The 24,391-nt window shown below is 60.8% G+C and carries 26 protein-coding genes and 1 pseudogene; 14 read left to right on the forward strand and 13 right to left on the reverse strand.

From position 1 onward, the window contains the following. Positions 1-13: 13 nt before the first annotated feature. A complete protein-coding gene (locus tag DGA31_RS27625; protein WP_056841863.1) occupies positions 14-1,285 on the reverse strand; it encodes a glutamate-5-semialdehyde dehydrogenase in 1,272 nt (423 codons plus the stop codon). Positions 1,286-1,550: 265 nt separating this feature from the next. Between DGA31_RS27625 and DGA31_RS27630 the strand changes: the two genes are divergently transcribed. Together DGA31_RS27630 and DGA31_RS27635 are read left to right on the forward strand one after the other, a co-directional pair. Then, the gene (locus DGA31_RS27630) at positions 1,551-2,219 is read left to right on the forward strand and encodes a DNA-3-methyladenine glycosylase (protein WP_109514671.1); all 669 of its coding nucleotides are present in this window, start codon (positions 1,551-1,553) and stop codon (positions 2,217-2,219) included. A 2-nt stretch (positions 2,220-2,221) separates the two neighbouring features. Continuing rightward, positions 2,222-3,544, forward strand: a complete 1,323-nt coding sequence (locus DGA31_RS27635; RefSeq protein ID WP_056841861.1) for a bifunctional DedA family/phosphatase PAP2 family protein — start codon at positions 2,222-2,224, stop codon at positions 3,542-3,544. Positions 3,545-3,550: 6 nt separating this feature from the next. Here DGA31_RS27635 and DGA31_RS27640 read toward each other — a convergent pair whose 3' ends face one another. From DGA31_RS27640 to DGA31_RS27650, 3 genes are read right to left on the reverse strand one after another with little or no spacing between them, the layout of a single operon-like run. Further along, a complete protein-coding gene (locus DGA31_RS27640; protein WP_056841860.1) occupies positions 3,551-4,135 on the reverse strand; it encodes an LON peptidase substrate-binding domain-containing protein in 585 nt (194 codons plus the stop codon). Between the two features lie 11 nt (positions 4,136-4,146). Next, entirely contained in the window at positions 4,147-4,857 is a 711-nt protein-coding gene (locus tag DGA31_RS27645; protein ID WP_164708386.1) for an LrgB family protein, read from the reverse strand. Between the two features lie 2 nt (positions 4,858-4,859). After that, positions 4,860-5,222, reverse strand: coding sequence for a CidA/LrgA family protein (locus tag DGA31_RS27650; protein WP_109514672.1), 363 nt, complete (start codon positions 5,220-5,222; stop codon positions 4,860-4,862). A 175-nt stretch (positions 5,223-5,397) separates the two neighbouring features. Here DGA31_RS27650 and DGA31_RS27655 point away from each other — a divergent pair, with 175 nt between their 5' ends. The 3 genes from DGA31_RS27655 to DGA31_RS27665 all read left to right on the forward strand — a co-directional run bounded on the left by DGA31_RS27655 (position 5,398) and on the right by DGA31_RS27665 (position 8,425). Further along, positions 5,398-5,853, forward strand: a complete 456-nt coding sequence (locus DGA31_RS27655; RefSeq protein ID WP_109514673.1) for a MaoC family dehydratase — start codon at positions 5,398-5,400, stop codon at positions 5,851-5,853. A 143-nt stretch (positions 5,854-5,996) separates the two neighbouring features. Further along, a complete protein-coding gene (locus DGA31_RS27660; RefSeq protein ID WP_056841856.1) occupies positions 5,997-7,721 on the forward strand; it encodes a C13 family peptidase in 1,725 nt (574 codons plus the stop codon). A 62-nt stretch (positions 7,722-7,783) separates the two neighbouring features. Next, on the forward strand, positions 7,784-8,425 hold the full coding sequence (locus DGA31_RS27665) for an oxidoreductase (RefSeq protein WP_056841855.1): 642 nt from the start codon (positions 7,784-7,786) through the stop codon (positions 8,423-8,425). Positions 8,426-8,466: 41 nt separating this feature from the next. Here DGA31_RS27665 and ubiX read toward each other — a convergent pair whose 3' ends face one another. Beyond that, positions 8,467-9,093, reverse strand: a complete 627-nt coding sequence (gene ubiX / locus DGA31_RS27670; RefSeq protein WP_056841854.1) for a flavin prenyltransferase UbiX — start codon at positions 9,091-9,093, stop codon at positions 8,467-8,469. Then, positions 9,090-10,439, reverse strand: a complete 1,350-nt coding sequence (gene mpl / locus DGA31_RS27675; protein WP_056842006.1) for a UDP-N-acetylmuramate:L-alanyl-gamma-D-glutamyl-meso-diaminopimelate ligase — start codon at positions 10,437-10,439, stop codon at positions 9,090-9,092. Before mpl ends, ubiX begins: the two co-directional genes overlap by 4 nt. Positions 10,440-10,639: 200 nt before the next feature. On the opposite strand from mpl, the gene exaC reads away from it, so the two are divergent. The 6 genes from exaC to DGA31_RS27705 all read left to right on the forward strand — a co-directional run bounded on the left by exaC (position 10,640) and on the right by DGA31_RS27705 (position 16,159). Further along, entirely contained in the window at positions 10,640-12,160 is a 1,521-nt protein-coding gene (exaC, locus tag DGA31_RS27680) for an acetaldehyde dehydrogenase ExaC (protein WP_056841853.1), read from the forward strand. A 126-nt stretch (positions 12,161-12,286) separates the two neighbouring features. Next, positions 12,287-12,745, forward strand: coding sequence for a GNAT family N-acetyltransferase (locus DGA31_RS27685; RefSeq protein ID WP_056841852.1), 459 nt, complete (start codon positions 12,287-12,289; stop codon positions 12,743-12,745). A gap of 267 nt (positions 12,746-13,012) precedes the next feature. After that, positions 13,013-13,660, forward strand: coding sequence for a DedA family protein (locus tag DGA31_RS27690; RefSeq protein WP_056841851.1), 648 nt, complete (start codon positions 13,013-13,015; stop codon positions 13,658-13,660). A gap of 4 nt (positions 13,661-13,664) precedes the next feature. After that, entirely contained in the window at positions 13,665-14,492 is an 828-nt protein-coding gene (locus DGA31_RS27695) for a M90 family metallopeptidase (protein ID WP_109514674.1), read from the forward strand. Positions 14,493-14,594: 102 nt separating this feature from the next. Further along, complete coding sequence (gene ppa / locus DGA31_RS27700; protein WP_056841849.1) at positions 14,595-15,122, forward strand: inorganic diphosphatase; 528 nt, start codon at positions 14,595-14,597, stop codon at positions 15,120-15,122. Positions 15,123-15,439: 317 nt separating this feature from the next. Further along, positions 15,440-16,159, forward strand: a complete 720-nt coding sequence (locus DGA31_RS27705; protein ID WP_109514675.1) for a S24 family peptidase — start codon at positions 15,440-15,442, stop codon at positions 16,157-16,159. Between the two features lie 332 nt (positions 16,160-16,491). On the opposite strand, the gene arsH is transcribed toward DGA31_RS27705, so the two are convergent. The 5 genes and pseudogenes from arsH to DGA31_RS27730 form a co-directional block, all read right to left on the reverse strand. Next, complete coding sequence (gene arsH / locus DGA31_RS27710) at positions 16,492-17,205, reverse strand: arsenical resistance protein ArsH (RefSeq protein ID WP_109514676.1); 714 nt, start codon at positions 17,203-17,205, stop codon at positions 16,492-16,494. Positions 17,206-17,256: 51 nt separating this feature from the next. Continuing rightward, positions 17,257-17,727, reverse strand: coding sequence for an arsenate reductase ArsC (locus DGA31_RS27715; protein WP_109514686.1), 471 nt, complete (start codon positions 17,725-17,727; stop codon positions 17,257-17,259). Positions 17,728-17,763: 36 nt separating this feature from the next. After that, a pseudogene (locus tag DGA31_RS27720) lies at positions 17,764-18,122 on the reverse strand (ArsB/NhaD family transporter); the annotation flags it as partial. 26 nt (positions 18,123-18,148) lie between these two features. Further along, the gene (locus DGA31_RS27725; RefSeq protein ID WP_109514677.1) at positions 18,149-18,505 is read right to left on the reverse strand and encodes a metalloregulator ArsR/SmtB family transcription factor; all 357 of its coding nucleotides are present in this window, start codon (positions 18,503-18,505) and stop codon (positions 18,149-18,151) included. Positions 18,506-18,692: 187 nt separating this feature from the next. Beyond that, positions 18,693-19,265 carry a TetR/AcrR family transcriptional regulator gene (locus tag DGA31_RS27730; protein ID WP_161959239.1) on the reverse strand — a complete coding sequence of 191 codons (573 nt, stop codon included), beginning with the start codon at positions 19,263-19,265 and terminating at the stop codon, positions 18,693-18,695. A gap of 109 nt (positions 19,266-19,374) precedes the next feature. Between DGA31_RS27730 and DGA31_RS27735 the strand changes: the two genes are divergently transcribed. Next, positions 19,375-20,133, forward strand: a complete 759-nt coding sequence (locus DGA31_RS27735; RefSeq protein WP_109514678.1) for an SDR family oxidoreductase — start codon at positions 19,375-19,377, stop codon at positions 20,131-20,133. Between the two features lie 98 nt (positions 20,134-20,231). Here DGA31_RS27735 and DGA31_RS27740 read toward each other — a convergent pair whose 3' ends face one another. Together DGA31_RS27740 and DGA31_RS27745 are read right to left on the reverse strand one after the other, a co-directional pair. Beyond that, positions 20,232-21,359, reverse strand: coding sequence for a mechanosensitive ion channel family protein (locus DGA31_RS27740; protein WP_056841831.1), 1,128 nt, complete (start codon positions 21,357-21,359; stop codon positions 20,232-20,234). A gap of 170 nt (positions 21,360-21,529) precedes the next feature. Next, positions 21,530-22,582, reverse strand: a complete 1,053-nt coding sequence (locus tag DGA31_RS27745; protein WP_109514679.1) for an ADP-ribosylglycohydrolase family protein — start codon at positions 22,580-22,582, stop codon at positions 21,530-21,532. Positions 22,583-22,774: 192 nt separating this feature from the next. Between DGA31_RS27745 and DGA31_RS27750 the strand changes: the two genes are divergently transcribed. Continuing rightward, positions 22,775-23,650 carry a helix-turn-helix transcriptional regulator gene (locus DGA31_RS27750; protein ID WP_109514680.1) on the forward strand — a complete coding sequence of 292 codons (876 nt, stop codon included), beginning with the start codon at positions 22,775-22,777 and terminating at the stop codon, positions 23,648-23,650. 33 nt (positions 23,651-23,683) lie between these two features. Continuing rightward, positions 23,684-24,250 carry an HD domain-containing protein gene (locus tag DGA31_RS27755; protein WP_109514681.1) on the forward strand — a complete coding sequence of 189 codons (567 nt, stop codon included), beginning with the start codon at positions 23,684-23,686 and terminating at the stop codon, positions 24,248-24,250. Positions 24,251-24,391 lie beyond the last annotated feature (141 nt).

Here is a 24,391-nt window from a genome sequence, read left to right on the forward strand (position 1 = left end):
GGACTGGCTCAAGTCAGACAGGCTCCTGTCCGCGCAACTGGCCGTCGCCGATCACGATGTATTTCTCGCACGTCAGCCCTTCCAGCCCGACCGGGCCGCGAGCGTGCAGCTTGTCGGTGGAAATGCCGATTTCGGCACCCAGGCCGTATTCAAAGCCGTCGGCAAAGCAGGTCGGTGCGTTGACCATCACCGAGCTGGAGTCGACCTCGGCCATGAAGCGCCGGATCTGCCCTTGATGCTCGGACACGATACCGTCACTGTGGTGCGAGCCGTAGTGGTTGATGTGCTCGATGGCCTCATCCAGGCTGGCCACGACACGGATCGACAGGATCGCCGCCAGGTATTCGGTGTGCCAGTCGTCTTCGGTGGCCGGCAGGGCGTCGATCAGGGCGCGGGTGCGCTCGCAGCCGCGCAGCTCGACGCCCTTTTCACGCAATTGCGCGGCCATGGGCGGCAGGAAGTCGGCGGCCACGGCCTGATCGACCAGCAGGGTTTCCATGGCACCGCAGATACCGTAGCGGTAGGTCTTGGCGTTAAAGGCGATCTGCTGGCCCTTGCTCAGGTCGGCATGGGCGCTGATGTAGATATGGCAGATGCCGTCCAGGTGCTTGATGACCGGCACACGGGCATCGCGGCTGATGCGCTCGATCAGGCCCTTGCCGCCACGCGGAACGATCACGTCGACGAACTCGGGCATGGTGATCAGGGCGCCGACCGCTGCGCGATCAGTGGTTTCGACCACTTGTACGACGCCCGCCGGCAGACCGGCTTCGCTCAGGCCACGCGCGATGCAGGCGGCAATGGCGCGGTTGGAGTGAATGGCTTCGGAGCCGCCGCGCAGGATGGTCGCGTTGCCGGACTTCAGGCACAGGCTGGCGGCATCGATGGTCACGTTCGGCCGCGACTCGTAGATGATGCCGACCACGCCCAGCGGCACGCGCATCTTGCCCACCTGGATACCGGACGGTCGATGACTCATGTCGCGGATCGCGCCGACCGGGTCCGGCAGGCTGGCCACCTGACGCAGCCCGACGATCATGCTGTCGATGCGTGCAGGGGTCAGCGCCAGGCGATCGAGCAAGGCCGGCTCCAGGCCATTGGCGCGGCCGTGGGCCAGGTCTTGCTCGTTGGCAGCCGACAGTTCGGCGCGCGCAGCGTCCAGCGCGGCGGCGGTGGCCAGCAAGGCGCGGTTCTTCTGCGCGGTGCTGGCCCGGCCGATCACACGCGAGGCTTGGCGGGCGGCGCTTCCCAGGCGGGTCATGTAGTCAAGAACAGACTCGGTCATGGTCTCAGGAGGTCTTGGCAAAGAGGAAAGCGGTCGATTATAGCTGTCGGGCCGCCCGAACGACAGCGCAGACAGGCGGATGGTCGACATCCTTGCAAAATCTTCATTAACACCGTGTCTCACAGGCTTTACAGATGACCCCGACTGCCCAAGCCCCTATCTTGTCATTTCCAGAAACAACAAAGCGTAGCCAACCCAAGGTTTGAGCTGCATTCCAGCCCGCCCTTGTTATGATTCTGCGCCTTGCCCCTGCACGCGAGCCTTTATGCCCACAGCCCTGCCCGACTGTTTCTTCAACCGTGACGCCCAGGTACTGGCCCGCGACCTGCTGGGCAAGGTCATTCGCCACAAGGTCGGCGAGCTGTGGCTGGCCGCACGCATCATCGAGACCGAAGCGTATTACCTGGCCGACAAAGGCAGCCATGCTTCGCTGGGCTATACCGAAAAGCGCCGGGCGCTGTTTCTCGATGGCGGGCATATCTACATGTATTACGCCCGGGGCGGCGATTCGTTGAATTTCAGTGCCCAGGGGCCCGGCAATGCCGTGCTGATCAAGTCCGGCATGCCGTGGACGGACGACGTCAGCGATGCCAATGCCCTGGCGCAGATGCAACTGAACAACCCCGACGCCAGCGGGCACCTGCGTGACCCGCAGCGCCTGTGCGCCGGACAGACCTTGTTGTGTCGGGCCCTGGGCCTGAAAGTGCCGGTGTGGGACGGGCAGCGTTTCGATCCTGAGCGCTTGTTCGTCGAAGACGTGGGCCTTGAGCCGCGCATTATCCAGACCACCCGCCTGGGCATCCCGGCCGGGCGCGACGAGCACCTGATGTACCGCTTCGTGGACGCCGAACAAGCCCGCTGGTGCACACGGAACCCACTGCGTCGCGGTCAGGTCGAAGGCCGCGATTACTTTTATCTGGATCAAGGAAACTGACCATGGGTCACTGGCTTGACGGCATTACCGGCTGGCTGACGGCCAACCCTTCCTGGGTGGCGGTGGCCATTTTTGTCGTGGCGTTTGTCGAATGCGTAGCGATTGCCGGGATCGTGGTCCCGGGCACTGTGCTGATGTTCGCCATCGCCGCCCTGGCCGGCAGCGGCATCCTGCCGCTGGGCGAGGTGTTGCTGCTGGGCATTCTCGGCGGCCTGCTGGGTGACCTGGTGTCGTACTTTCTGGGCCGGCACTTTCATCAGAACATCCGCCGCTTGCCAGGGCTGCGCTCGCACCCGGAGTGGATGACAGGCGCAGAAGCCTATTTCCAGCGCTACGGCATTGCCAGTTTGCTGGTGGGCCGCTTCATCGGGCCGCTGCGGCCGATGCTACCGATGATCGCCGGCATGTGCGACATGCCGTTCATACGTTTCCTGGCGGTCAGCATCATTGCCGCCATCGGCTGGTCGATTGCCTACCTGTTGCCGGGCTGGGCCGCCGGTGCGGCCATTCGCCTGCCACTGCCGGAAGGATTCTGGAGCGAAGCGGCGGTGGTCGGTGCCGGTCTTGCGATCCTGTTCGGGCTGAGCATCCAGAGCAGCATGCGCCAGCAACGCTATGCCACCAAGCTGATCAGCGGCCTGTGCCTGTTGGTGATGGCGGCCTTGTTCGTTGGCTGGCCGCACCTGGACCGCTTCGATCAGGGCCTGATGACACTGATTCAGGAGCACCGCAGCGCAACGGCGCAAAACATCGTGCTGCTGGTGACCAGCCTGGGCGACTTCAAGGCCCAGTTGCTGGCCGCCTGCGTGGTGATCCTGGCCCTGGCGATCGCCCGCCAATGGCGGCATGCTGCCTTTGCATTGATGACCCTGCTGGGCACCGCGCTGGCCAACGGTGCGCTCAAGCTGCTGTTCGCCCGCGCCCGCCCGGATGTGCTGCTTGACCCGCTGAGCAGCTACAGCATGCCCAGCGGCCACAGCTCGGCGGCCTTTGCGCTGTTCATGACCCTGGCCGTACTGGCCGGCCGCAGCCAGCCGGTGCGCCTGCGCCTGGCCTGGCTGGTGCTGGGTGCGATTCCTGCGCTGTCGATTGCCCTGTCGCGGGTGTACCTGGGGGTGCACTGGCCGACCGACATTCTTGCCGGCATGATGCTGGCACTGGGCATCTGCGCCGCCAGCCTGACCATCATCCAGCACCGCACGCCGCTGCCGGCCATGTCGCCACGGGTGTGGTGGCTGTTGCTACCGGCCGTGACCGCGCTGCTGGGCGTGTTCGCGGTCAATGCGCTGTCGCACGCGATGCAGCGCTACCAGTACCTGCCCTGAGCGCAGTCAGCCGTCGCCCTGCAGGTCGTCGAGCAGGTTCTGGATCGCTTCAAGACGATCCTCGGGATCGTCGATTTCCAGCAGGTCGATCTTGTCCTGCTCGCTGAACGGCAGCAGGTAGGCCAACTGATTGGCCAGCGACTGCTGCCCCTGGGCCTCCAGGCCCATGTTCAGCGCGGCGACCATGGGGTGCTCGGCCAGGGCATGCAGCAGCGCCACCAGGTCGGCGTCCTCTTCCTGCAAGGGCCGCTCCGGCAGGTCTTCGAGCCACTGTACGTCGGCGACCAGCAGTTGATCGCGCTGCACCTCGGCATGCGTGACCCGAAAGCGTCGCCCGCCCACTACACGAATGCCCAACAGGCCGTTGTCCTGCTGCTGGAAGTCGCAGACCTGCGCCTCGCAGCCAATCAGCGCATAGCCGTCCGGGGCGACACCGACCTCGCGGCCTTCGGTAATGCATACCACGCCAAAACTCTCACCGCGTTTCATGCACCGGCCGATCATGTCCAGATAGCGGGCCTCGAACAGTTGCAGGTCCAGTACACACCCGGGAAACAGCACCGCATTGAGCGGGAAAAGCGGCAACGTCATAACAGGTTCCTTCAAACGATCAAAGACACCGCCAAGGGCAGGCATAATGCCGTGGCCACGCCCATCAGGCTCATGGCCAGCGCGGCGAATGCCCCGGTTTCTTCACCCTCCTGCAAGGCCAGCGAAGTGCCCACCGCATGTGCAGTCAGGCCTAGCGCCATGCCACGCGCCGCAGGATGATCGACCCGGGCCCATGACAGCAAGGCCGGACCGCAGATCGCCCCCAGCACGCCGGTAATCAGCACGAACACCGCCGCCAGCGCGGCGACCCCGCCCATCTGCTCGGCCACCAGCATGGCAATGGGTGAAGTCACTGACTTGGGCGCCATGGTCATCAGCATCATGTGATTGGCCCCCAGTAACGAGCCCAGCAGCAGGCAGGCCCCGGTGGCGAAGACACCACCCAGCACCAGCGTAGTCAAGGTTGGCCAGAACAACTGGCGAATCCGGCGCAGATTCAGATAAAGCGGCACGGCCAGCGCCACGGTGGCCGGCCCCAGCAACACACCGAGGATTTCGGTGCTCTTGCGGTATTCGCCGTATTCGATTGCGCACGCCAGCAGGATGCCGATCAGGATCAGCATCGACACCAGCACCGGCTGCAGGAAGATCCAGCGGGTGCGCTCATAGGCGGCAACCGCCAGTTGGTAGGCGGCCAGCGTGATGCCGATGCCGAACAACGGGTGATGGATCACCGACACCCAGGCGCCATGCCAGTCCAGCATCATGAGGGCTCCTTGTGGCGTGCCTGACGCTCGGCCAGTTTTTGCATCAGGACCCCGACAAAGATCATCGACAGGACCAGCGACACCACCAGCGTTGCGATAATGGCCCAGAAGTCCTCGGCGATGGCGGCGGCATACGCCATCACGCCCACCGCCGGCGGCACCAGCAACAGCGGCAGATAGCGCAGCAGGCTGCTGGCGGCCTGGCCGATGGGCTCGTCCACCTCGCCGCGCACCAGCAGAAACGCCAGCAGCAGGATCATGCCGATGATCGGCCCGGGCAACACCGGTATGAACAGGTGATTGAGCGCAGTTCCCAGCAACTGGAACAAGACCAGCGCCGTCAGTCCTCGTAGCAGCATGCGTGACTCTCGCAGATGACCATTCGCGGCGCCATTATAGGCATGCTCGGGCGCAGGCTATAGACCACCATCGATAGCCCCTGCAGAACTTGACCAACCCGCCTGCCTCTGCTGATCTTCAGCAGCCCGCACGACGGAGCATCCATTCAATGCACGACACCTCAAGGAGAGAGACATGCCTTATGTACCGGCAGCTCAACTGGCTGATTATGTGGGTCAGGACCTGGGACATTCCGACTGGCTGACCATCGACCAGGAGCGCATCGACCTGTTTGCCGAAGCCACCGGCGACTTTCAATTCATTCACGTAGACCCGGTCAAGGCCGCGCAAACGCCGTTTGGCGGCACCATTGCCCACGGTTTTCTGTCGCTGTCGCTGATTCCAAAACTCATGGGCGACCTGCTGGTGTTGCCTGAAGGGCTGAAAATGGTGGTCAACTATGGCCTGGACAGTGTGCGTTTCATCCAGCCGGTGGCCGTGGGCTCACGGGTGCGGCTCAAGCTGCAACTCACCGACGTCACGGAAAAGAAACCCGGCCAGTGGCTGCTCAAGGGCACCGTGACCCTGGAAATCGAAGGCCAGGACAAGCCGGCCTATATCGCCGAACCCCTGACCTTGTGCTTCGTATAACGCCGATGGGCAAGAAACAGTCGTACTGACTGTTTCGCCGCCCTGACACGCTGCGGCATACTCGCGCCTGTTGTATCGCACTTTTGTGCGTCTGGCCCACGCCCGGCGCACACCCCCCGATAGATACCTCGTCGAGACCTGACATGCGCGCGCTTGCACCCCTGGCATTGACCCTTCTGATGGCCGGTTGCGGAGACGGCGAATCCCTGCTGCCACCCGACGGCCGCCTGCCGGACGGCGGGCGCTACCGCGGCGAGCTGGTCAACGGCCTGCTGCAGGGTCAGGGCCGCATCGATTACCCCAACGGCAGTTGGTACGCCGGCCAGTTCGACAACGGCCTGTGGCATGGCCAGGGCGAATGGCATGCCAGCAACGGCGATGTGTACAAGGGTGGTTTCGAGCAGGGCCTGTTCAACGGCCAGGGCAGCCTGACCACGCGCAACGGCAGTTACGTCGGCGGGTTCAAGAAAGGCCGCCGTGACGGCGAAGGCACGCTCAAGGAAAAGGGCGTGTTCTACCGCGGGCAGTTCAAGGCCGACCTCTACGACGGCCCGGGGCGCCTGGAACTGGATGACGGCAGCCAGTACCAGGGCCAGTTCGTCAAGGGCAAGCCCGACGGCGAAGGCGTGCGCAGCGACGCCAACGGCAACCAGTTCAGTGGCCGCTTCGTCAACGGGCAGTTGCAGGGCAATGGCACCTTTACCAGTGCCGAGGGCGACCAGTACCTCGGCAACTTTCATGACAACCAGCTCGACGGCAAGGGGCGCTACGAGAACAGCGAGGGCGACGTCTGGAGCGGCCAGTTCAAGAACGGCGCCCTCACTGGCAAGGGCGAACTGATCGGTGCCGACGGCAGCCGCTACCAGGGCGAGTTCAACAACTGGCGCTTCATGGGTGAAGGGCATCTGCGCCTGGCCGATGGCAGCACCTATGTCGGCCGCTTTGCCAATGACACCTATCAGGGCCCCGGCGTACTGACCCAGGCCGATGGCCGCGTTCTGCGGGGTATCTGGGCCAACGGCCAGCAAGTGCGTGACGAACACGGCAACCTGCTGCCCGACAGCCTGGAAACCGGCCTGCTGGCTCAGGGTGCGCTGCTCGAAAATGCCCTGAAAGCGGTGCCGGCCTCGACGCCGGCAGTTGAGCTGTACAGCCTGGTGGTTGGCGGTGATGGCAAGCAGAGCGTGTTCATGCGTGAAGCCGATTACGTCAGTAACCTGTTGAAGACGCGCTTCGGCGCTCGCGGCCAGGTCAGCCTGGTCAACCATCGCGACCAGATGCAGAACCGACCGCTGGCCACCCGCGAGACCATCAGTCGTGCCGTGCAGACCCTGTCGCAGCGCAGCGGGCCGGAAGACCTGATTTTCATCTATCTGACCAGCCATGGCACCTCGGACCACGAACTGGTGCTCGACCAGCCGCGCCTGTCGCTCTCGGACCTGCCCGCCGACGAACTGGCCGTGCTGCTGGCGCCGCTGAAAAACCGTGACAAGGTCGTGGTGATCTCGGCTTGTTATTCAGGCGGTTTCATTGCGCCGCTCAAGGATGAACGCACCCTGGTGATCACCGCCTCGCGGGCGGACCGGGTGTCGTTCGGCTGCTCCGAGGAGGCCGACTTCACTTACTTTGGCGATGCACTATTTGCCAAGGCGCTGGTCGAAACAGATGACTTGAAACAAGCGTTCGAACACGCCAGCGCCTACGTCGCCCAGCGTGAGATCGAAGACAATTTCGAAGCGTCCGAACCCCAGATGTGGGCACCGAAGGGGGTGATTGCCCGCTGGCAATTGTTGCGCAAACATCAGGCAGAACGAGCACTGACCACAACGCTGATACGCAAGGATGCGAACACCTCAAGTAGCCGTTAGGCGCCGTGGCATCGCCGCTTGGCCATGAGTGTCTAGGCTGTAAGCAGCAAGGGAGAAATTTTATGTACCTGACGCCGCAACATATTCTGCTGGCCGGCGCCACCGGCCTGACCGGCGAGCACTTGCTCGATCGTCTGCTCAGCGAACCGACAGTCAGCCGCGTGCTGGCCCCGACCCGCCGACCGCTGGCCCGCCACGCCCACCTGGAAAACCCGGTCGGCGAACTGGCCACCCTGCTGCCGACCCTGGATGGCCGCGTGGACATCGCCTATTGCTGCCTGGGCACCACGATCAAGCAGGCCGGCTCGCAAGAGGCATTCCGGGCGGTCGACCTGGACCTGGTGGTGGCCTTTGCCGAGCGCGCCCGTGCCCTGGGTGCCCGCCATTTGCTGGTGATCAGCGCGATTGGCGCCGATCCGAAGTCGAGCGTGTTCTATAACCGCATCAAGGGCGAAATGGAGCAGGCGCTGATTGATCAGGCCTGGCCGCAGTTGACCCTCGCCCGCCCTTCGCTGCTGGTGGGCAATCGCACCGAAACCCGCTGGACCGAGCAACTGGCCGCGCCCATTGCCAAGCTGATCCCCGGCAAATATGGCGCCATCGAGGCTTGCAGCCTGGCACGGGCCTTGTGGCGGCTGGCGCTTGAAGAACAGGACGGGATCCGGATCGTGGAGTCCGATGAGCTGCGCAAACTGGGGAAATAGGCGATTCGCTGTACCGGGTCGCATGAGCGACCCGGCAACGATCAGTCACTGCCCATATGGTGCTCGCCCCAGCGCGGCAGCATGTCCTGGGGAATGTTCAGCAGGTTGAGAATGCGCGCCACCACGAAATCCACCAGGTCGTCGATGGTCTGCGGCTGGTGGTAGAAGCCAGGGGATGCCGGCAGGATGGTCGCGCCCATGTTCGACAGCTTGAGCATGTTTTCCAGGTGAATGCTGGAGTACGGCGCCTCGCGCGGCACCAGGATCAGCGTGCGGCGCTCCTTGAGGCTGACATCGGCGGCGCGTTCGATCAGGTTGTTGCAGGCACCGCTGGCAATCGCCGACAAGGTGCCGGTGGAGCATGGCACCACCACCATTGCAGCCGGCGCGCCGGAGCCCGAGGCCACCGGCGACATCCAGTCATCACGACCGTAGACACGAATCTGGCCGGCAGCCGCGCCGGTGTACTCGGTCAGAAAGGCCTGCATCATCGCCGACTTGGGCGGCAGGCGAACGTCGGTCTCGGTGGCCATGACCAGTTGCGCGGCCTTGGAAATCAGAAAATGCACCTCGCGGTCCTCGCGCACCAGGCAGTCCAGCAGGCGCAGGGCGTATTGCGCCCCGGACGCGCCGGTCACCGCCAGGGTAATGCGCTCCGGACCGCTCATTGCAGCGCCTCGGCCAGCTTGCCATGCAGCCCGCCAAAGCCGCCGTTGCTCATGATCACCACATGGGTGCCGGGCTGCGCCTGGCTCTTGACCCGGGCGATGATGGCTTCCAGGGAGTCACAGACCACCGCCGGCACCGCGCATTGGGCGGCCGTGGCGCCCAGGTCCCAGCCGAGGTTGGCAGGCGCATACCAGACCACCTGATCGGCCTGTTGCACGCTTTCGGGCAGGCCGTCACGGTGCGCACCCAGCTTCATGGAGTTGGAGCGTGGTTCGATGACAGCGATGATCGGCGCGTCGTTGACCTTCTTGCGCAGCCCGTCCAGCGTCGTGGCAATGGCCGTGGGGTGATGGGCAAAGTCGTCGTAAAGGGTGATGCCATTGACCTGGGCCACCACTTCCATGCGTCGCTTGACGCTCTTGAAGGCACTCAAGGCCTGGACGCCCTGGGTCGGCAGTACGCCGACATGGCGGGCGGCGGCCAGGGTCGCCAGGGCATTGGCGACGTTGTGCTGGCCGGTCAATGGCCACTCGACCACACCTTGCACCTGATCGTCGAACAGCACCTCGAAACGCGAACCGTCTTCGCTGAGCAGGCGTGCCTGCCACTGGCCACCCTGGCCTGTGGTCTGCACCGGCGTCCAGCAGCCCATCTGTAACACGCGCTGCAAGGCGGTCTCGGTGGTGGGGTGGATCACCAGCCCTTCGCTGGGAATGATGCGCACCAGATGATGGAACTGGCGCTCGATGGCCGCCAGGTCGGGGAAGATGTCGGCGTGATCGAACTCAAGGTTATTGAGGATTGCGGTGCGCGGGCGGTAGTGCACGAACTTGGAACGCTTGTCGAAGAAAGCGCTGTCGTATTCGTCAGCCTCGACCACGAAGAACGGTGTGTCGCCCAGGCGCGCCGACACCGTGAAGTTCTGCGGAATGCCACCGATCAGGAAGCCCGGTGCCATCCCGGCGTGTTCCAGTACCCAGGCCAGCATGCTGCTGGTGGTGGTCTTGCCATGCGTACCGGCCACCGCCAGGACCCAGCGGCCCTGCAACACATGGTCGGCCAGCCATTGCGGCCCGGAGACATACGGCAGGCCGCGGTTGAGCACGTATTCCACGGCCGGATTGCCGCGCGACAGCGCGTTGCCGATCACCACCAGGTCCGGTGCCGGGTCCAGTTGCTCAGGGTCGTAGCCCTGGGTCAGTTCGATGCCCTGAGCCTGCAACTGCGTGCTCATCGGCGGATAGACGTTGGCGTCGGAGCCGGTGACACGGTGTCCCAGTTCCTTGGCGAGGACCGCCAGCGAGCCCATGAACGTGCCGCAGATACCAAGAATATGAATATGCATGACCACCTCGAAAATCGTTCGCGCAGGTTAGCCCAGCGACCATTAAATCGCACCCTGTGTTTGTGCGCTGTATCGACCGCATCTACGCCTAAAGTTCAGCTTCGGGCGCCGGCTTTATGGCCTACGCTTGAGGACTGCATGAATCAAACGCTCAAGCGACAGTCCCAGAACAAGAACGAACCCGCTCAGGAGGCAACACCATGCGTTACGCTCATCCCGGTACCGAAGGCGCCATCGTCAGCTACAAGGAGCGCTATGGTAACTACATCGGCGGCGAGTTCGTCGCGCCGGTCAAGGGTCAGTACTTCACCACCACCTCGCCGGTCAACGGCCAGCCGATCGCCGAATTCCCCCGCTCCACGGCCGAAGACGTCGACAAGGCACTTGATGCCGCGCATGCCGCTGCCGATGCCTGGGGCGCCACCTCGGTGCAGGCCCGCTCGCTGGTGCTGCTGAAGATTGCCGACCGCATCGAGGCCAACCTGGAAGTCCTGGCGCTGACCGAGACCTGGGACAACGGCAAGGCCATCCGCGAAACCCTCAACGCCGACATTCCGCTGGCCGCCGACCATTTCCGCTATTTTGCCGGTGCCCTGCGCGCCCAGGAAGGCAGCGCCGCCGAGATCGACGGCAACACTGTGGCCTACCACATTCACGAGCCGCTGGGCGTGGTCGGGCAGATCATCCCGTGGAACTTCCCTATCCTGATGGCGGCCTGGAAACTGGCCCCGGCCCTGGCCGCCGGCAACGCCGTGGTGCTCAAGCCGGCCGAGCAGACGCCGCTGGGCATCACCGTGCTGATGGAACTGATCGGCGACCTGCTGCCACCGGGCGTGCTCAACGTGGTCCAGGGCTTTGGCCGCGAGGCCGGTGAAGCACTGGCCAGTAGCAAGCGCATCGCCAAGATCGCCTTTACCGGCTCGACCCCGGTCGGCTCGCACATCATGAAACTGGCCGCCGAGAACATCATCCCGTCGACCGTGGAGCTGGGCGGCAAGTCGCCGAACGTGTTCTTCGAAGACATCATGAGCGCAGAGCCGGAATTCATCGACAAGGCCGCCGAGGGCCTGGTGCTGGCATTCTTCAACCAGGGCGAGGTCTGCACCTGCCCGTCGCGCGCCCTGGTGCAGGAATCGATCTATCCACAGTTCCTCGAGGTGGTGCTCAAGAAGATCCAGCAGATCAAGCGTGGCGACCCTCTGGACACCGACACCATGGTCGGCGCCCAGGCCTCGCAGCAACAGTTCGACAAGATCCTGTCGTACCTGGACATTGCCCGTGATGAAGGGGCCGAGCTGCTGACCGGCGGCAAGGTCGAATCCCTGCAAGGCGACCTGGCCACCGGCTACTACATCCAGCCGACCCTGCTCAAGGGCACCAACAAGATGCGCGTGTTCCAGGAGGAGATCTTTGGCCCGGTGGTCAGCATCACCACGTTCAAGGACGAAGCCGAGGCCCTGGCGATTGCCAACGACACCGAGTTCGGCCTCGGTGCCGGGGTCTGGACCCGCGACATCAACCGCGCCTACCGCATGGGTCGCGGCATCAAGGCCGGCCGGGTGTGGACCAACTGCTATCACCTGTACCCGGCGCACGCCGCCTTCGGCGGCTACAAGAAGTCTGGCGTTGGTCGTGAAACCCACAAGATGATGCTCGATCACTATCAGCAGACCAAGAACCTGCTGGTGAGCTACGACATCAACCCCCTGGGCTTCTTCTAAGGCACGCTGCCATTGATCTGAAGCGGTCTGACAAACCGCTTTAGATTGCGCTTTCTAAAGCCAGCAGGCAGCATCGAACCGTTGCCCGAAATGCGCATCAGCCCATAGCGAAGTTGAGGCCTCCCCATGCGGATCATCAAAGCCACGCTGGAACATCTGGACCTGCTGACGCCGTTGTTCGTGAAATATCGCGAATTCTACGGTGAGCTGCCCTTCCCGGATTCGTCACGGGACTTTCTTGAAAAACGGCTACGCCGTGACGAGTCGGTCATCTACCTGGCTCAACCCAATGACGATGACACCCGACTGCTGGGTTTTTGCCAGCTGTACCCAAGCTACTCGTCGCTGTCCCTCAAGCGTGTGTGGATCCTGAACGACATCTACGTCGCCGAGGACGCCCGGCGTCAACTGGTGGCCGATCACCTGATGAAACACGCCAAGAAGATGGCCAAGGAGACCCAGGCCGTGCGCATGCGGGTGTCGACCAGCATCGACAATGAAGTGGCGCACAAGGTTTACGAATCCATCGGTTTCAAGGAAGACACCCAGTTCAAGAACTACGTGCTGCCTATCAGCGAACGCTGATCGCCGCCTTTTAGCCTTATCCGCTCGTCGACTGCGGTTCGCTCATATTCAGGGGCGAACCCCGTTCATCCCCCCTGCCTGCTCAAGGCGCAAGACGAAGCCGGAATCCGTTGGCCCGGATCGCTTGCATCAATCTGTAACCACCCCTCACATCTGGTTACGCCCTATTGAGCAGTTCTGCCTCTATAATGCCGCGCGTCTGCTCTCGTCGTTTTCTGCGTTATCGACATCGGCGGTCTTAATCACGCTGATTGCCCAGGTACTCAAATGGATTTCAACCCGCTTGACCTCATCCTGCATCTCGATGCCTACCTCGACCTGCTGGTAACCAATTACGGTGCCTGGATCTACGCGATCCTGTTTCTGGTGATCTTCTGCGAGACGGGCCTGGTGATCATGCCCTTCCTGCCTGGCGATTCGCTGCTGTTCATCGCTGGCGCCGTGGCGGCCGGCGGCGGCATGGACCCGGTATTGCTGGGCGGGCTGTTGATGCTCGCGGCGATCATGGGCGACAGCACCAACTACGTCATTGGCCGAACGATGGGCGAGAAGCTCTTCAACAAGCCCAATTCGAAGATTTTCCGTCGCGATTACCTGGTGCGCACGCACCTGTTCTATGAGCGCCACGGCGGCAAGACCGTGACGATGGCGCGCTTTCTGCCGATCCTGCGCACCTTCGCGCCGTTCGTCGCCGGTGTTGCCCACATGCCTTACCTGCGCTTTTTCACCTTCAGCGTGCTGGGTTCGATCCTGTGGGTCGGCAGCCTGGTGACCCTGGGGTATTACTTTGGCAATGTGCCGTTCATCAAGAAACACCTCACGCTGATGGTGCTGGTGATCATCCTGGTGTCGTTGCTGCCCATGCTGATCGGTCTGGTACGCAGTCGCTTTGGCCGTTCGGCGGACGCACGCTGAGGCCATGTGGTCATTCGCCAAATGGCGCCGGCAACGCATTCTGGACCGGCACCCCGTGCCGGCGCCGCTCTGGCAGCAGGTGCTGCAGCACTTGCCGATTCTGGATGGCTTGAGCGAACAGCAACTGGAGTGGCTACGTGACGCCTGCGTGCTGTTTCTGCAAGACAAGCACCTGACCCCCTTGGCGGGCGTGACCCTGAATGATGAGCAGCGCTTGTTCCTGGCCGCCCAGGCGCAGCTGCCGCTGCTCAACCTCGGCGACCTGAACTGGTACAAGGGCTTTCACGAGCTGGTGATCTACCCCGACGATTTCCTCAGCCCCCAGCGCTATCGCGATGCCAGCGGCATTGAACACCAATACGATGGCGAGCACAGTGGTGAGGCCTGGTATCAAGGCCCTGTGATCCTGGCCTGGTCAGGGATCGAGTCGAGCGGTGGTTGGGATGCCTATAACCTGGTGATCCATGAGCTGGCGCACAAGCTCGATATGCTCAATGGCGACGCCAACGGCCTGCCACCCCTGCACCGAAGCATGTCCATCAGTGACTGGGCCTGCGCCATGCAAACGGCGTTCGATGACCTCAACCGGCAACTGGACGCCCATCCCGAGGCCGAGACGGTCATCGACCCTTACGCCGCCGAGAACCCGGCCGAGTTCTTTGCGGTCACCAGCGAGTATTTCTTTACTGCGCCAGACCTGTTGCATGAAGCCTATCCGGCGGTTTACGGGCAACTTGGGCAGTTCTATCGCCAGGATCCGTTGTCACGCCTGAAAAACCTGCAACAGCTTGATCCGGCCTACCGGACGGTGACCTCTACGCCTGATGGATAATGCCCCACGCATGGCAAGGCACCTGGAATATGCCTATAATCCGGGCCACTTTTTGGCGGTTTGCGTCAAAAACTGTCTGTTCAACTATGGGGACCAAGTCCAATGAGCTACAGCAAGATTCCGGCTGGCAAAGACGTGCCAAACGACATCTACGTCGCGATCGAAATCCCGGCCAACCATGCGCCGATCAAGTACGAGATCGACAAGGACACCGACAGCCTGTTCGTTGACCGTTTCATGGCCACCCCCATGTTCTACCCGGCCAACTACGGCTTCATCCCCAACACCCTGGCCGACGACGGTGACCCGCTGGACGTGCTGGTCGTGACCCCTTACCCGGTGACGCCAGGCTCGGTGATTCGCGCCCGTCCGGTCGGCATCCTGCACATGACCGACGACGGCGGCGGCGATGCCAAGGTTATCGCGGTTCCGCACGACAAACTGACCCAGCTGTATGTCGACGTGAAGGAATACACCGACCTGCCACCGCTGTTGCTGGAGCAGATCAAGCACTTCTTCGAGAACTACAAGGACCTCGAAAAAGGCAAGTGGGTCAAGATCGAAGGCTGGGGCAACGCTGATGCTGCCCGCGCCGAAATCCAGAAGTCGGTCGAAGCCTTCAAGGGCTGATCGGTTTGTGCGGCTCGAAGTGCCCTGCGGGGCGCTTCGAAGCCTGCCCTCCTCGCGCTGCACCGATGACGCCCTTCCTGTAAAAAACGCGTAGAAAAATCACGTTTATTGCCCCGCACCTTTAAACGCAGCGCAACGGGCGGTGTATCCGCTCCGACAGGACACCCCCTGTTTAGCCTCGAAATCCACTCCCGAGAAACATCCTACAAATTCTCTCGGCAGTTGCCACATGGCTTATTCACTGGAATTCGAAGCACTGCGCATTTGAACACTTCGTTCATTTAAACGCCGGCAGCAGGCTCGTAAACTCCGAGCCCATGAATACATCAGGTGATCGACTCCGCATCCTCTTGCGCGAATGCCATCTTTCCGCAACGGACTTTGCTGCCAATCGCAAGGTAACGCCCCAGCACGTGAACAACTGGTTCAAGCGGGGCATTCCCATGGCGCGTCTGGAAGAAGTGGCTGAGCTGCTGACTGTCAATGCCCGCTGGCTGCGCACCGGCGAAGGCCCCAAACACCCTACGGAACCTGCCAACGAAAGCACCGGCGGCGTACGACAGCCTGCTCCGATGCAAGGCCGCAACACCTCGGGTCCGGATGTGGACATCCAGGTGTTCAAGGAAAGCGAAACCGGCCAGAGCGCACTGGTCGAAGTGCCAGGCGAGAAAATCCGCCTGCCCCTCACCATGTTGCATAGCCTGGACATCGACCCGAAGCAGACCCTCTGCGTCAGGATGAGCGGCAACAGCATGGCCGATCGCCTGGAAGACGGCTCGCTGCTGGCCGTCGACCGTGGCACCACCCAGGTGGTCGACGGCGAAATGTATGCCCTGGAGCATGGCGGGCTGTTGCGCATCCGTTACCTGTACCGGCTGCCCAGCGGCGGCCTGCGCCTGCGCAGCCACAATAACCACGAATACCCCGATGAATCCTTCAGCGCCGAACAGATTGCCCGGCAACCCCTGCGTATTCTTGGCTGGATTTTCTGGTGGTCGACCCTCAACCCGCGCAAGCCTTTGATGACCAGTCGCTGACGAGGGCCGGTCTTGAGGTGACAAAGTGTTTCAGGGCTGGGCTTTAAGGGGGAATGCCAGTATCCTGTGCGCCACTTACGGCATCGACCGCTCAACACCGATGCCTGACCAGGCGCTCTACACGAGTGTTCTGGATTCCAGATTAGCGTTCCTTGCGGATGCACCTTTTGCAGGTGGTTGCGGTTTACCAAAAATAAGCCAAGATTGCCAACGAGAAGCCGGCCACAAGCCGGCTTTTTAATGCCTGAATTTCCCCGCCTAAGGAATTTCCGTCCTGGCCCTACCGCAGATCGTAACCTGACTCCGGTTGTTGGCTCGCGCTGTAAGGCTGATCAGATGGAGCGCTGATTGACGCGACTGGACAGTGCCTCTACCGACTCCTTGCGTTCGGAATATCGATCCACCAGATAGTCCTGACGATCACGCAGCAACAGGGTGAACTTCATCAATTCTTCCATCACATCCACCAGGCGGTCGTAGTACGAAGAAGGCTTCATCCGACCAGCTTGATCAAACTCTGCGAACGCTTTGGCCACCGATGACTGGTTGGGGATGGTGAACATGCGCATCCAGCGCCCCAGCACCCGCAGTTGGTTGACGACGTTGAACGATTGCGAGCCGCCACAGACCTGCATCACCGCGAGCGTCTTGCCCTGGGTGGGCCGTACAGCGCCGATGGCCAGTGGCACCCAGTCGATCTGAGCCTTGAATACTGCGCTCATGGCGCCGTGTCGTTCAGGAGAGCACCACACTTGCCCTTCGGACCACTGCATCAGTTCGCGCAGCTCCACAACCTTCGGGTGGGTGTCGGGAGCATCATCCGGCAATGGCAGGCCTGACGGGTTGAAGAGCCTGGTTTCAGCGCCAAGGGCCTCCAGCAGACGCGCAGCTTCTTCTGTGACCAACCGGCTGAAGGAGCGCTCTCGGGTCGAGCCGTACAGAAGCAGGATCCTGGGTTTATGAAGTGACGGGGCACGCGGTGTCAGTTGCTCCAGCGATGGCGTATCGATCAGATCGGCTTGTACGTTCGGTAATTCATCCTGCATATAACTCCCCTCGACTGGGCGGTTGAGCCCAGCCACAGTGCGCGCTTGATCTTAAAGAGTCCCGATCCGGCTCAGTTCAGTCTTGAGCGCATCAACACTCATGGTGTGCAGAGGCAGAGCCAGGAACGCACTTACACGCGCCTGGATGCGGGCCAGCGTCGATTCGAACGCAGCTTTCACTTGCGCCTCCGTTCCCGTCGCTTCTGACGGATCCGCCAGCCCCCAGTGCGCCTTCAGCGCCGGACCGAAAAACACCGGGCAAGCTTCGCCGGCGGCCCTGTCGCAGACGGTAATCACGATGTCTGGCGGCGAGCCTGCAAAGGCATCCGAAGACTTGCTGCTCAGCCCTTGCGTGGAGATGCCAGCCGCTTCGAGGGTCTGTAGCGCTCGGGCATTGACACGCCCGCCTGGAAAACTTCCGGAGCTGACCGCCTCGATACCGGACGGCGCCAGATGATTGAACAGCGCTTCGCTCAGGATGCTTCGACAGCTGTTGTGGGTGCACATGAACAACACTTTCATCGGCCGATTCCTTGATTCAGAAACTGAGGCGCACGGCCAGGGCGCGCCTTTGAGTACCTTGTAGGTGTCAATCACGTGGCCCCGGGCTGTAATGGCATAGAGGATGACTGCGCATACCGCTGCAATGGCACTGATCGGTACACCCAAAGGCTCGCTGACGAAAAAGCCCACCAACAACAGCCCCCGTCGGCGACAAACGTAGCGCGGTCACGAATAGCCGACTCTGGACGCTCCAGCTGATTGATGTCGTAGGCGTTGGGCAGTTCTTTGCGAAAGAACCACATCAGCATGGCCAGAACCGCACCCAGGGCCGCACTCCAGACGACGCCCAAGCCTTTGGGCTGCCAGATGACCAGCGTAATGGTGATGATGAAAATCAGAACGGCAATCAGCATTTCAACAACTCATTCTGGAGTGGGCGTCAGTCACACAGGGCCTGATTGACGGGACGACCATCCATACGGCACAGGCGCCTGGCTTCGGCTTCCAGCCAGTGCTGATTGGCATCCACAACGTCTTTCAATACAGCCGTCACCCAGTCGGGCAGGTCAGAGTGCAGTCGGTAGTACACCCACTGTCCCTGGCGACGGTCCATCAACAGACCGGCTGAACGAAGCAACGCCAGATGACGAGAAATCTTGGGCTGGCTCAGTTCCAGCGCAGCGGTGAGCTCACAGACGCACAGCTCGCCTTCACTGACGACCAGCAACGTGATTCTGGTGCGCGTGTCATCTGCCAGGCACTTGAACAGTGTGGTGGGGGTCATGGGCTCGGTCATGGACTCTCCGGTTTTCAGGGTTTGACCAACACGAAGGGCTTGATGTGTTCGTGAATGTCATGAGTGCATGGGCTCATCGCCTGGCTACTGCATACGAAAAATCGAATATATGCTTTATCGAATATTCAGTAAAGCAGATATCAAAATGCGCAAATTGTCGTCTTGATAGTCAACGCCAGCTCATCGCTCAGCCCTTGCGGCTACCAGCGCACAAACCGTCCATTACCAGATCCATCAATCTGGCGAGACGCGGCCGCCATTCGCTCTGGGCATCTACTTGCCACAGGCCGGCAATAGCCAGAAAGAAGTCATCGTGCGTGACCCCGCTACGAATCGTACCGGCCTGCTCGTTTGCCCTTAACAGCCGCTCGGCGGCAGCCTGGATCGGGGCATATCCCGATTTTCCTGGAAATTCGTAAGCCGAGGCGGCTTGTCGTATGGCCGTCGCAAGTCCCGCCTTGGTCATTGCGTATTCAGCGAGGCGGTCCATCCACTCTCGCAAGGCCTCTTTAGGGGGCATTGTCGCGAGCAGTTGCTCCGCCATTGAGGCCACCTGCTGCATTTCGAATTGATAGACCTCAAATACCAGGCTTTCCCGGGTAGCGAAGTGGCGATAGAACGTGCCCTGCCCTACCCCGGCTTTCTTCGCAATCGCGTTCAGGGGAACGGCGGGGTCAAGGGTCAGTTCGACCACCGCGACCTGCAGTATCCGCTCGCGGTTCTTGCGGGCGTCAGAACGCATCACCAACTCGTCACTCATGGGTAAAGCTTTTCCTTGATTACGCAATATCTCATTGTAAAGCGGACAACTGTCCGGTAGATTTCGCAAATGGACACTTGTCCGGTTGCGGATCCTTCTGGAGTTTACTATGAACAGCACTGGCAATACGATTCTGGTTACCGGCGGCACCTCAGGCATAGGCCTGGGTCTGGCGCTCAGGCTCCATCAGGCAGGCAACAAGGTCATTATCGCGGGACGTCGCCAGGCCTTGCTCGACAAAATCGTGGCGCAGCATCCAGGCATCGAGTCGGTATTGCTGGACGTCTGCGACCCGGAATCCATCCAGCGCAACAGCGAAGTGCTTAAAAGCAGTCACCCGGACCTGAATGTCCTTATAAACAACGCCGGCATCATGCTGTGGGAGGACCTGGCCAATCCGGACAATCTGAGCACGGCCGAAGATACCGTGACCACCAACCTGCTTGGCACCATCCGCATGGTGTATGCGTTTACGCCACACTTGATCAGCCAGCCCAGTGCCACGATCATCAATGTCAGCTCGGCGCTGGCATTCGTCCCGCTGCCTGCAACACCGACCTACAGCGCCACCAAAGCGGCTGTTCACTCATTCACCCAAAGTCTGCGGGTGCAATTGGAGCATTCGTCGGTCGAGGTGATCGAGCTTGCCCCACCCGGTGTGCGCACCTCTTTACTGGGGCAGGAAAATGATGAAAACGCCATGCCGCTGGACGAGTTCCTCGATGAGATCTTCGAACTGCTGAAGATCAATCCGACCCCGCACGAACTGGTGGTCGAGCGTGCCAGGCCGCTGCGCTTTGCTGAAGCAACCGGCTCACATGACCAGGTGCTGAAAATGCTGTCAGGCTATAAGCCACCGGCACCCTGATGGTCCCATTGAGATAGCACCCGATGCCATCGCCTTGGGCAGATGGCATCTGCTTGTCGCTGCACATCGTCATCCAGGCAAGGCGCATGCCCTGACAACTAGGCATGTTCGGAGCGCGACGCTTTCTGCAGGGTCTGGCCGGTCGATGCCGGCTCGGGCAAGGAGGCGACATAGACGGTACGCGAAGGGAAAGCGAAGCGGGCTTCGACCTCGGCAATCATTTCCATGATCTGCAGATTGATGGTCTGTTGCACGTCCATGTAGACGTTGTAACTGGCGTCCAGAACGATGTACACCGTTTCAAACTCCAGCGCATGCTCACCAAAGCTTCTGAAATGGCAGCGGTCGAACCTGGCCTTTTCCTCGCGCCTGATGATCGCTTCGACCCGCTGCGTGACTTGCCTGATCTGCTCGGCCGAGCAGTCATAGGTCAGGCGAAACTCGAAGACGATACGGCGTTCCTGAAGCCGCTTGTAGTTCTGGATGGTGCTGCCAATCATGTCGGCGTTGGCCATTACAATCTGCTCGCCACCCAGGCTTCTGATACGTGTGGTTTTCAGACCAACATGTTCAACGGTGCCGGCGAGCGCACCCACGACAATGAAGTCACCCACTTCAAACGGCTTGTCGACCGCGATCGACAGCGACGCGAATACATCACTCAGAATGTTCTGTACCGCCAGGGCAACGGCAATACCGCCTACACCCAGGCTGGCCACGAAGGCCGTGATGTTCACGCCCACATTCGACAGCATCGCCAACAGGACCACCGCCCAGAGCAATACCTTGGCGCCCCAGAGGCTCAAGGTCGCCAGGGCACTGGCCTGAAAAGCACCGACGCCACTGTGGCGAGAAAAGTAGCGATGCAGGGCCAGCGCGATGGCCCGGTTCAGCCAGAGTCCGACCTGCAAGGCGGCCACGACAAACCAGAGGCTGCTGACGCGACCGAGCCAACGCTCGGGTAGATCGAGAATGCCGATGCCGATCAGGATCGATGCCAGAAGCAGCAGTGTGTGGCTGGTGCCTGAAAGCACCTGGCCTGCGATATGGCTCAAATGGCCATTGGCGGTGGTTGATCGTGCCTGTATGCGCTTGAGCACGAAACGAATCGCGGTTCTGGCCAGAATATAGCTCAACGTGGCGGCGCAGAATGCAAAGATCCAGCTTGCCAGCGAGATTCCCAAAACCGTGTAGTGCGTGAAAAGTCCTGTCAAACCCTCAGTCATTGAAGCCCCCTATCAACGTCTGCAGGCTCCGCCTGCGGTATCGCAGGCATCACGTGCAGTCAGGTAAAACACCACCTGGCCTGCATCCAGAATCAGGTGGCTTGTTGGGACTTAGTCGGCAGGTCTGCGTGAGCGTTCAATGAATCGGGCCTGCGCCTTGATGGCACGGGTCAATTGCCGGGGTAATCGATTTCGACGCCATGATCGAAGGCACCTGCACCGCCCTGATAATCTCTTGGCACCCGCTCGATATCGGCAGCGACCTTTTCGATCACATTGCGTAATTCCAATCGTTCAAGCCAACGGGCCGGTATCGCCGTCGGGCCGTACTGGATGCCCAGTAAATGCCCGGCAATCAGTCCGGTGCTGTCGCTGTCGCCGCTGTGGTTTACAGCGTTGATCACACCCTGCTCGAAGGAAGGCGCCGAGAGTGCGCACCAGACGCCGATGGCCAGAGCCTCTTCGGCAATCCATCCCCCACCGAACTCGTCGATACGATCCGGGGTTGGCTGGTAGCCTTCATAGAAGTAGAACAAGACCTTTTCAAGACTGGTGCGTACTTCGTCCATGCCGGGCTTCTGCCCGTGGGCAGCCAGGCTTTCACTCAGGGCATGTTCAAGACTGACGGCCTGCTCGCTCATGCGTTGCAGGATGTCGGCGAACAGGCCCGCAGCGTGGTAACCGGCCGGGTGACCGTGGGTCAGGCGCCCGGATTCGCTGGCGGTTTCAAAAGGTTCTGCGAAAAAGGCACAAGGCGCAACACGCATGACTGCGCCGCATCCCTTGCTATTGTTTTCGGCCGCAAAGCCAAGATGCCGGCTGGCCATGAGCGCGCTGACGCACGTGTTACCCGGCGCACGTCGGGACCAGAGTGCACGCTCCTGAACCAGCCAGCCGTTGAGTGTTACAGCGGTTAGCGGCTCGTGATCCTGGGTCATCAGCCAGCGCAGCAAAGCGTGGTGGATCACGGATGGAACGTTGCAGAGGCCTCGCGAGTACCCGCGTACCCAACTCCGCAATAACCCTTCGGCAGTAAACAGCATCATTTGCGTATCATCGGTAATCGCGCCCATTACCCCATAGGCTGATTGAAGATCCGCAATCCCTGCCGCTCCGAATTGTTTCTCAATGGCCGTCCACCCGAGAAACTCCACCGGAGCTCCCAAGGCATCACCGACCGCACCGCCCAGCAGACAGCCCCTGATTCGTTCAAGTCTGTTCATGGGTAGCCTGCTTGCCGCAGCGCGATTCGGCTCATTGCCAATAGCGCTCTTGGTGAAATGAAATCCGATGTCATGTCTATGTCCTTGCATGAATCATTTAGGGTCGAAAACCAATCCAGAATATGTAGAGTTTTACGACACGTATAGAATGTAGACTTATACAGGTAAATAATTCACGCCTATGGAGCCATCATGAAACGGCAGCAGGACATCAGGCAGGTACGCTGGGACCTGGCACTTCGCTATCGATTGATCGAGACGGTTGCGTGGTGGGAAGGCCGGCTGACCACGGTGCACTTGATGCAGAGCTTTGGCATCAGCCGTCAGCAAGCGTCCAAGGACATCAATACCTACATCAACGAGCATGCGCCTGAAAACCTTACATATGACAAGCAGCTCAAGGGCTATATACCCAGCCCGGCATTCAGCCCGAGGTTCATCGATAACAGTGCAAGCGCTTATCTGCACCTGCTTTACCAGAACAGTGCACGGGCGCCACACATCGAAGGCCTGGCACTGGCGTATGCACATACTCGAGTGCTTGAGGTGCCGGATCGCACGATCAAGGCTGAAATCCTGCGGCCGCTGCTCAAGGCGTGTCGCGAGCATCTGCGCCTGGACATCGAGTATGTCTCTTTGAAAAATCCCATTCCTGAAGGACGGATCATTGCGCCTCATACGCTGGTCTATACCGGAATGCGCTGGCACGTCCGGGCCTATTGCGAGAAGAACCGCGAATACCGTGATTTCGTCTTGAGCCGATTCAGGGGTATTCCTGACCTGCGCGACGACAAGACAGAAAACGGGATAGAGGCAGATACCGAGTGGAATACCGAGGTGATGGTGCTCATACAGCCCGATGGGCGTCTGGACAAGGCACAGCAGGCTATTATCGAAACCGATTTTGGCATGCAGGACGGACAATTGATCGTCCCCAGCCGCAGCGCACTGGTGAAGTATGTGCTGCAACGCTACCAGATCGATCACAGGAATCTGGATCCTCACCCTGAAGCGCAGCAGATCGTGGTAGCCAATCTCAAGGAGCTCAAACCCTGGCTCTATGATTGAGCTGTTTTTAAACGCATCCCAGGAGGATTTCATATGACCCGTAACGATATTCAGCCTCTCTACAACAAGGCCTGGCTCTTCGCCTCCCAAGCCCATCTGGGGCAAAAGATGAAAGCCTCTGAGCTGCCTTATGCAACGCACGTCGCCATGGTTGCCAATGAGCTGATCTTCGCGGAGCGACAGGAATCCGTGGGCGAGCTTGAGGTTGCCCTTCCGGCAGCTCTCTTGCATGACGTGCTGGAGGATACGAACACCGCCCAGGAAACGCTGATAGAAGTCTTTGGGGTGAAGGTTACTTCAACGGTTGCCAGCCTGAGCAAGAACCTGATAGTGCCTTTTTCGGAAGAGCGTTACTTACAGGCAATCGCCAATCACTCGCGCGAGGCGGCAGTGATCAAACTGTGCGATCGCATTACCAATCTGCAATCGGCACCTGTGACATGGACACACGCCAAGCGGACGTCTTATCACGCTGAGTCGGCGCAGATCCTGCAATGGCTGGGGCATGTACATGCTTATCTCGGACAGAGGCTTGCCGAGAGCATGGCGCGGTATGAGCAGCTTTATATGGCTGGCGGGGAGGCCATGTTGCCTGAGTGAGGGTTGGTCGCAGCGGCCAGGAAATGTTTTATTCCGCGCAAAGCAAAACCCCCGATCGCAAGGCGATCAGGGGTTCTGGGTTTGAATCTTGACGATGACCTACTCTCACATGGAGAAGCTCCACACTACCATCGGCGATGC

It is taken from the genome of Pseudomonas ovata (genome assembly GCF_003131185.1).
Lineage (GTDB): Bacteria > Pseudomonadota > Gammaproteobacteria > Pseudomonadales > Pseudomonadaceae > Aquipseudomonas > Aquipseudomonas ovata.

Bases quoted from the DNA above. Each gene is read 5' to 3' on its own strand.
- arsH (WP_109514676.1), bottom strand. From the start codon at position 17,205: ATGCAGGATGAATTACCGAACGTACAAGCCGATCTGATCGATACGCCA.
- DGA31_RS27705 (WP_109514675.1), top strand. From the start codon at position 15,440: ATGAATACATCAGGTGATCGACTCCGCATCCTCTTGCGCGAATGCCAT.
- ubiX (WP_056841854.1), bottom strand. From the start codon at position 9,093: ATGAGCGGTCCGGAGCGCATTACCCTGGCGGTGACCGGCGCGTCCGGG.
- DGA31_RS27640 (WP_056841860.1), bottom strand. From the start codon at position 4,135: ATGACGTTGCCGCTTTTCCCGCTCAATGCGGTGCTGTTTCCCGGGTGT.
- DGA31_RS27690 (WP_056841851.1), top strand. From the start codon at position 13,013: ATGGATTTCAACCCGCTTGACCTCATCCTGCATCTCGATGCCTACCTC.
- DGA31_RS27665 (WP_056841855.1), top strand. From the start codon at position 7,784: ATGTACCTGACGCCGCAACATATTCTGCTGGCCGGCGCCACCGGCCTG.
- DGA31_RS27655 (WP_109514673.1), top strand. From the start codon at position 5,398: ATGCCTTATGTACCGGCAGCTCAACTGGCTGATTATGTGGGTCAGGAC.
- DGA31_RS27625 (WP_056841863.1), bottom strand. From the start codon at position 1,285: ATGACCGAGTCTGTTCTTGACTACATGACCCGCCTGGGAAGCGCCGCC.
- DGA31_RS27750 (WP_109514680.1), top strand. From the start codon at position 22,775: ATGAAACGGCAGCAGGACATCAGGCAGGTACGCTGGGACCTGGCACTT.
- DGA31_RS27740 (WP_056841831.1), bottom strand. From the start codon at position 21,359: ATGACTGAGGGTTTGACAGGACTTTTCACGCACTACACGGTTTTGGGA.
- DGA31_RS27650 (WP_109514672.1), bottom strand. From the start codon at position 5,222: ATGCTGCTACGAGGACTGACGGCGCTGGTCTTGTTCCAGTTGCTGGGA.
- ppa (WP_056841849.1), top strand. From the start codon at position 14,595: ATGAGCTACAGCAAGATTCCGGCTGGCAAAGACGTGCCAAACGACATC.
- DGA31_RS27660 (WP_056841856.1), top strand. From the start codon at position 5,997: ATGCGCGCGCTTGCACCCCTGGCATTGACCCTTCTGATGGCCGGTTGC.
- DGA31_RS27630 (WP_109514671.1), top strand. From the start codon at position 1,551: ATGCCCACAGCCCTGCCCGACTGTTTCTTCAACCGTGACGCCCAGGTA.
- exaC (WP_056841853.1), top strand. From the start codon at position 10,640: ATGCGTTACGCTCATCCCGGTACCGAAGGCGCCATCGTCAGCTACAAG.
- DGA31_RS27685 (WP_056841852.1), top strand. From the start codon at position 12,287: ATGCGGATCATCAAAGCCACGCTGGAACATCTGGACCTGCTGACGCCG.
- DGA31_RS27635 (WP_056841861.1), top strand. From the start codon at position 2,222: ATGGGTCACTGGCTTGACGGCATTACCGGCTGGCTGACGGCCAACCCT.
- DGA31_RS27715 (WP_109514686.1), bottom strand. From the start codon at position 17,727: ATGAAAGTGTTGTTCATGTGCACCCACAACAGCTGTCGAAGCATCCTG.
- DGA31_RS27755 (WP_109514681.1), top strand. From the start codon at position 23,684: ATGACCCGTAACGATATTCAGCCTCTCTACAACAAGGCCTGGCTCTTC.
- DGA31_RS27695 (WP_109514674.1), top strand. From the start codon at position 13,665: ATGTGGTCATTCGCCAAATGGCGCCGGCAACGCATTCTGGACCGGCAC.
- DGA31_RS27745 (WP_109514679.1), bottom strand. From the start codon at position 22,582: ATGAACAGACTTGAACGAATCAGGGGCTGTCTGCTGGGCGGTGCGGTC.
- DGA31_RS27735 (WP_109514678.1), top strand. From the start codon at position 19,375: ATGAACAGCACTGGCAATACGATTCTGGTTACCGGCGGCACCTCAGGC.
- mpl (WP_056842006.1), bottom strand. From the start codon at position 10,439: ATGCATATTCATATTCTTGGTATCTGCGGCACGTTCATGGGCTCGCTG.
- DGA31_RS27725 (WP_109514677.1), bottom strand. From the start codon at position 18,505: ATGACCGAGCCCATGACCCCCACCACACTGTTCAAGTGCCTGGCAGAT.
- DGA31_RS27730 (WP_161959239.1), bottom strand. From the start codon at position 19,265: ATGAGTGACGAGTTGGTGATGCGTTCTGACGCCCGCAAGAACCGCGAG.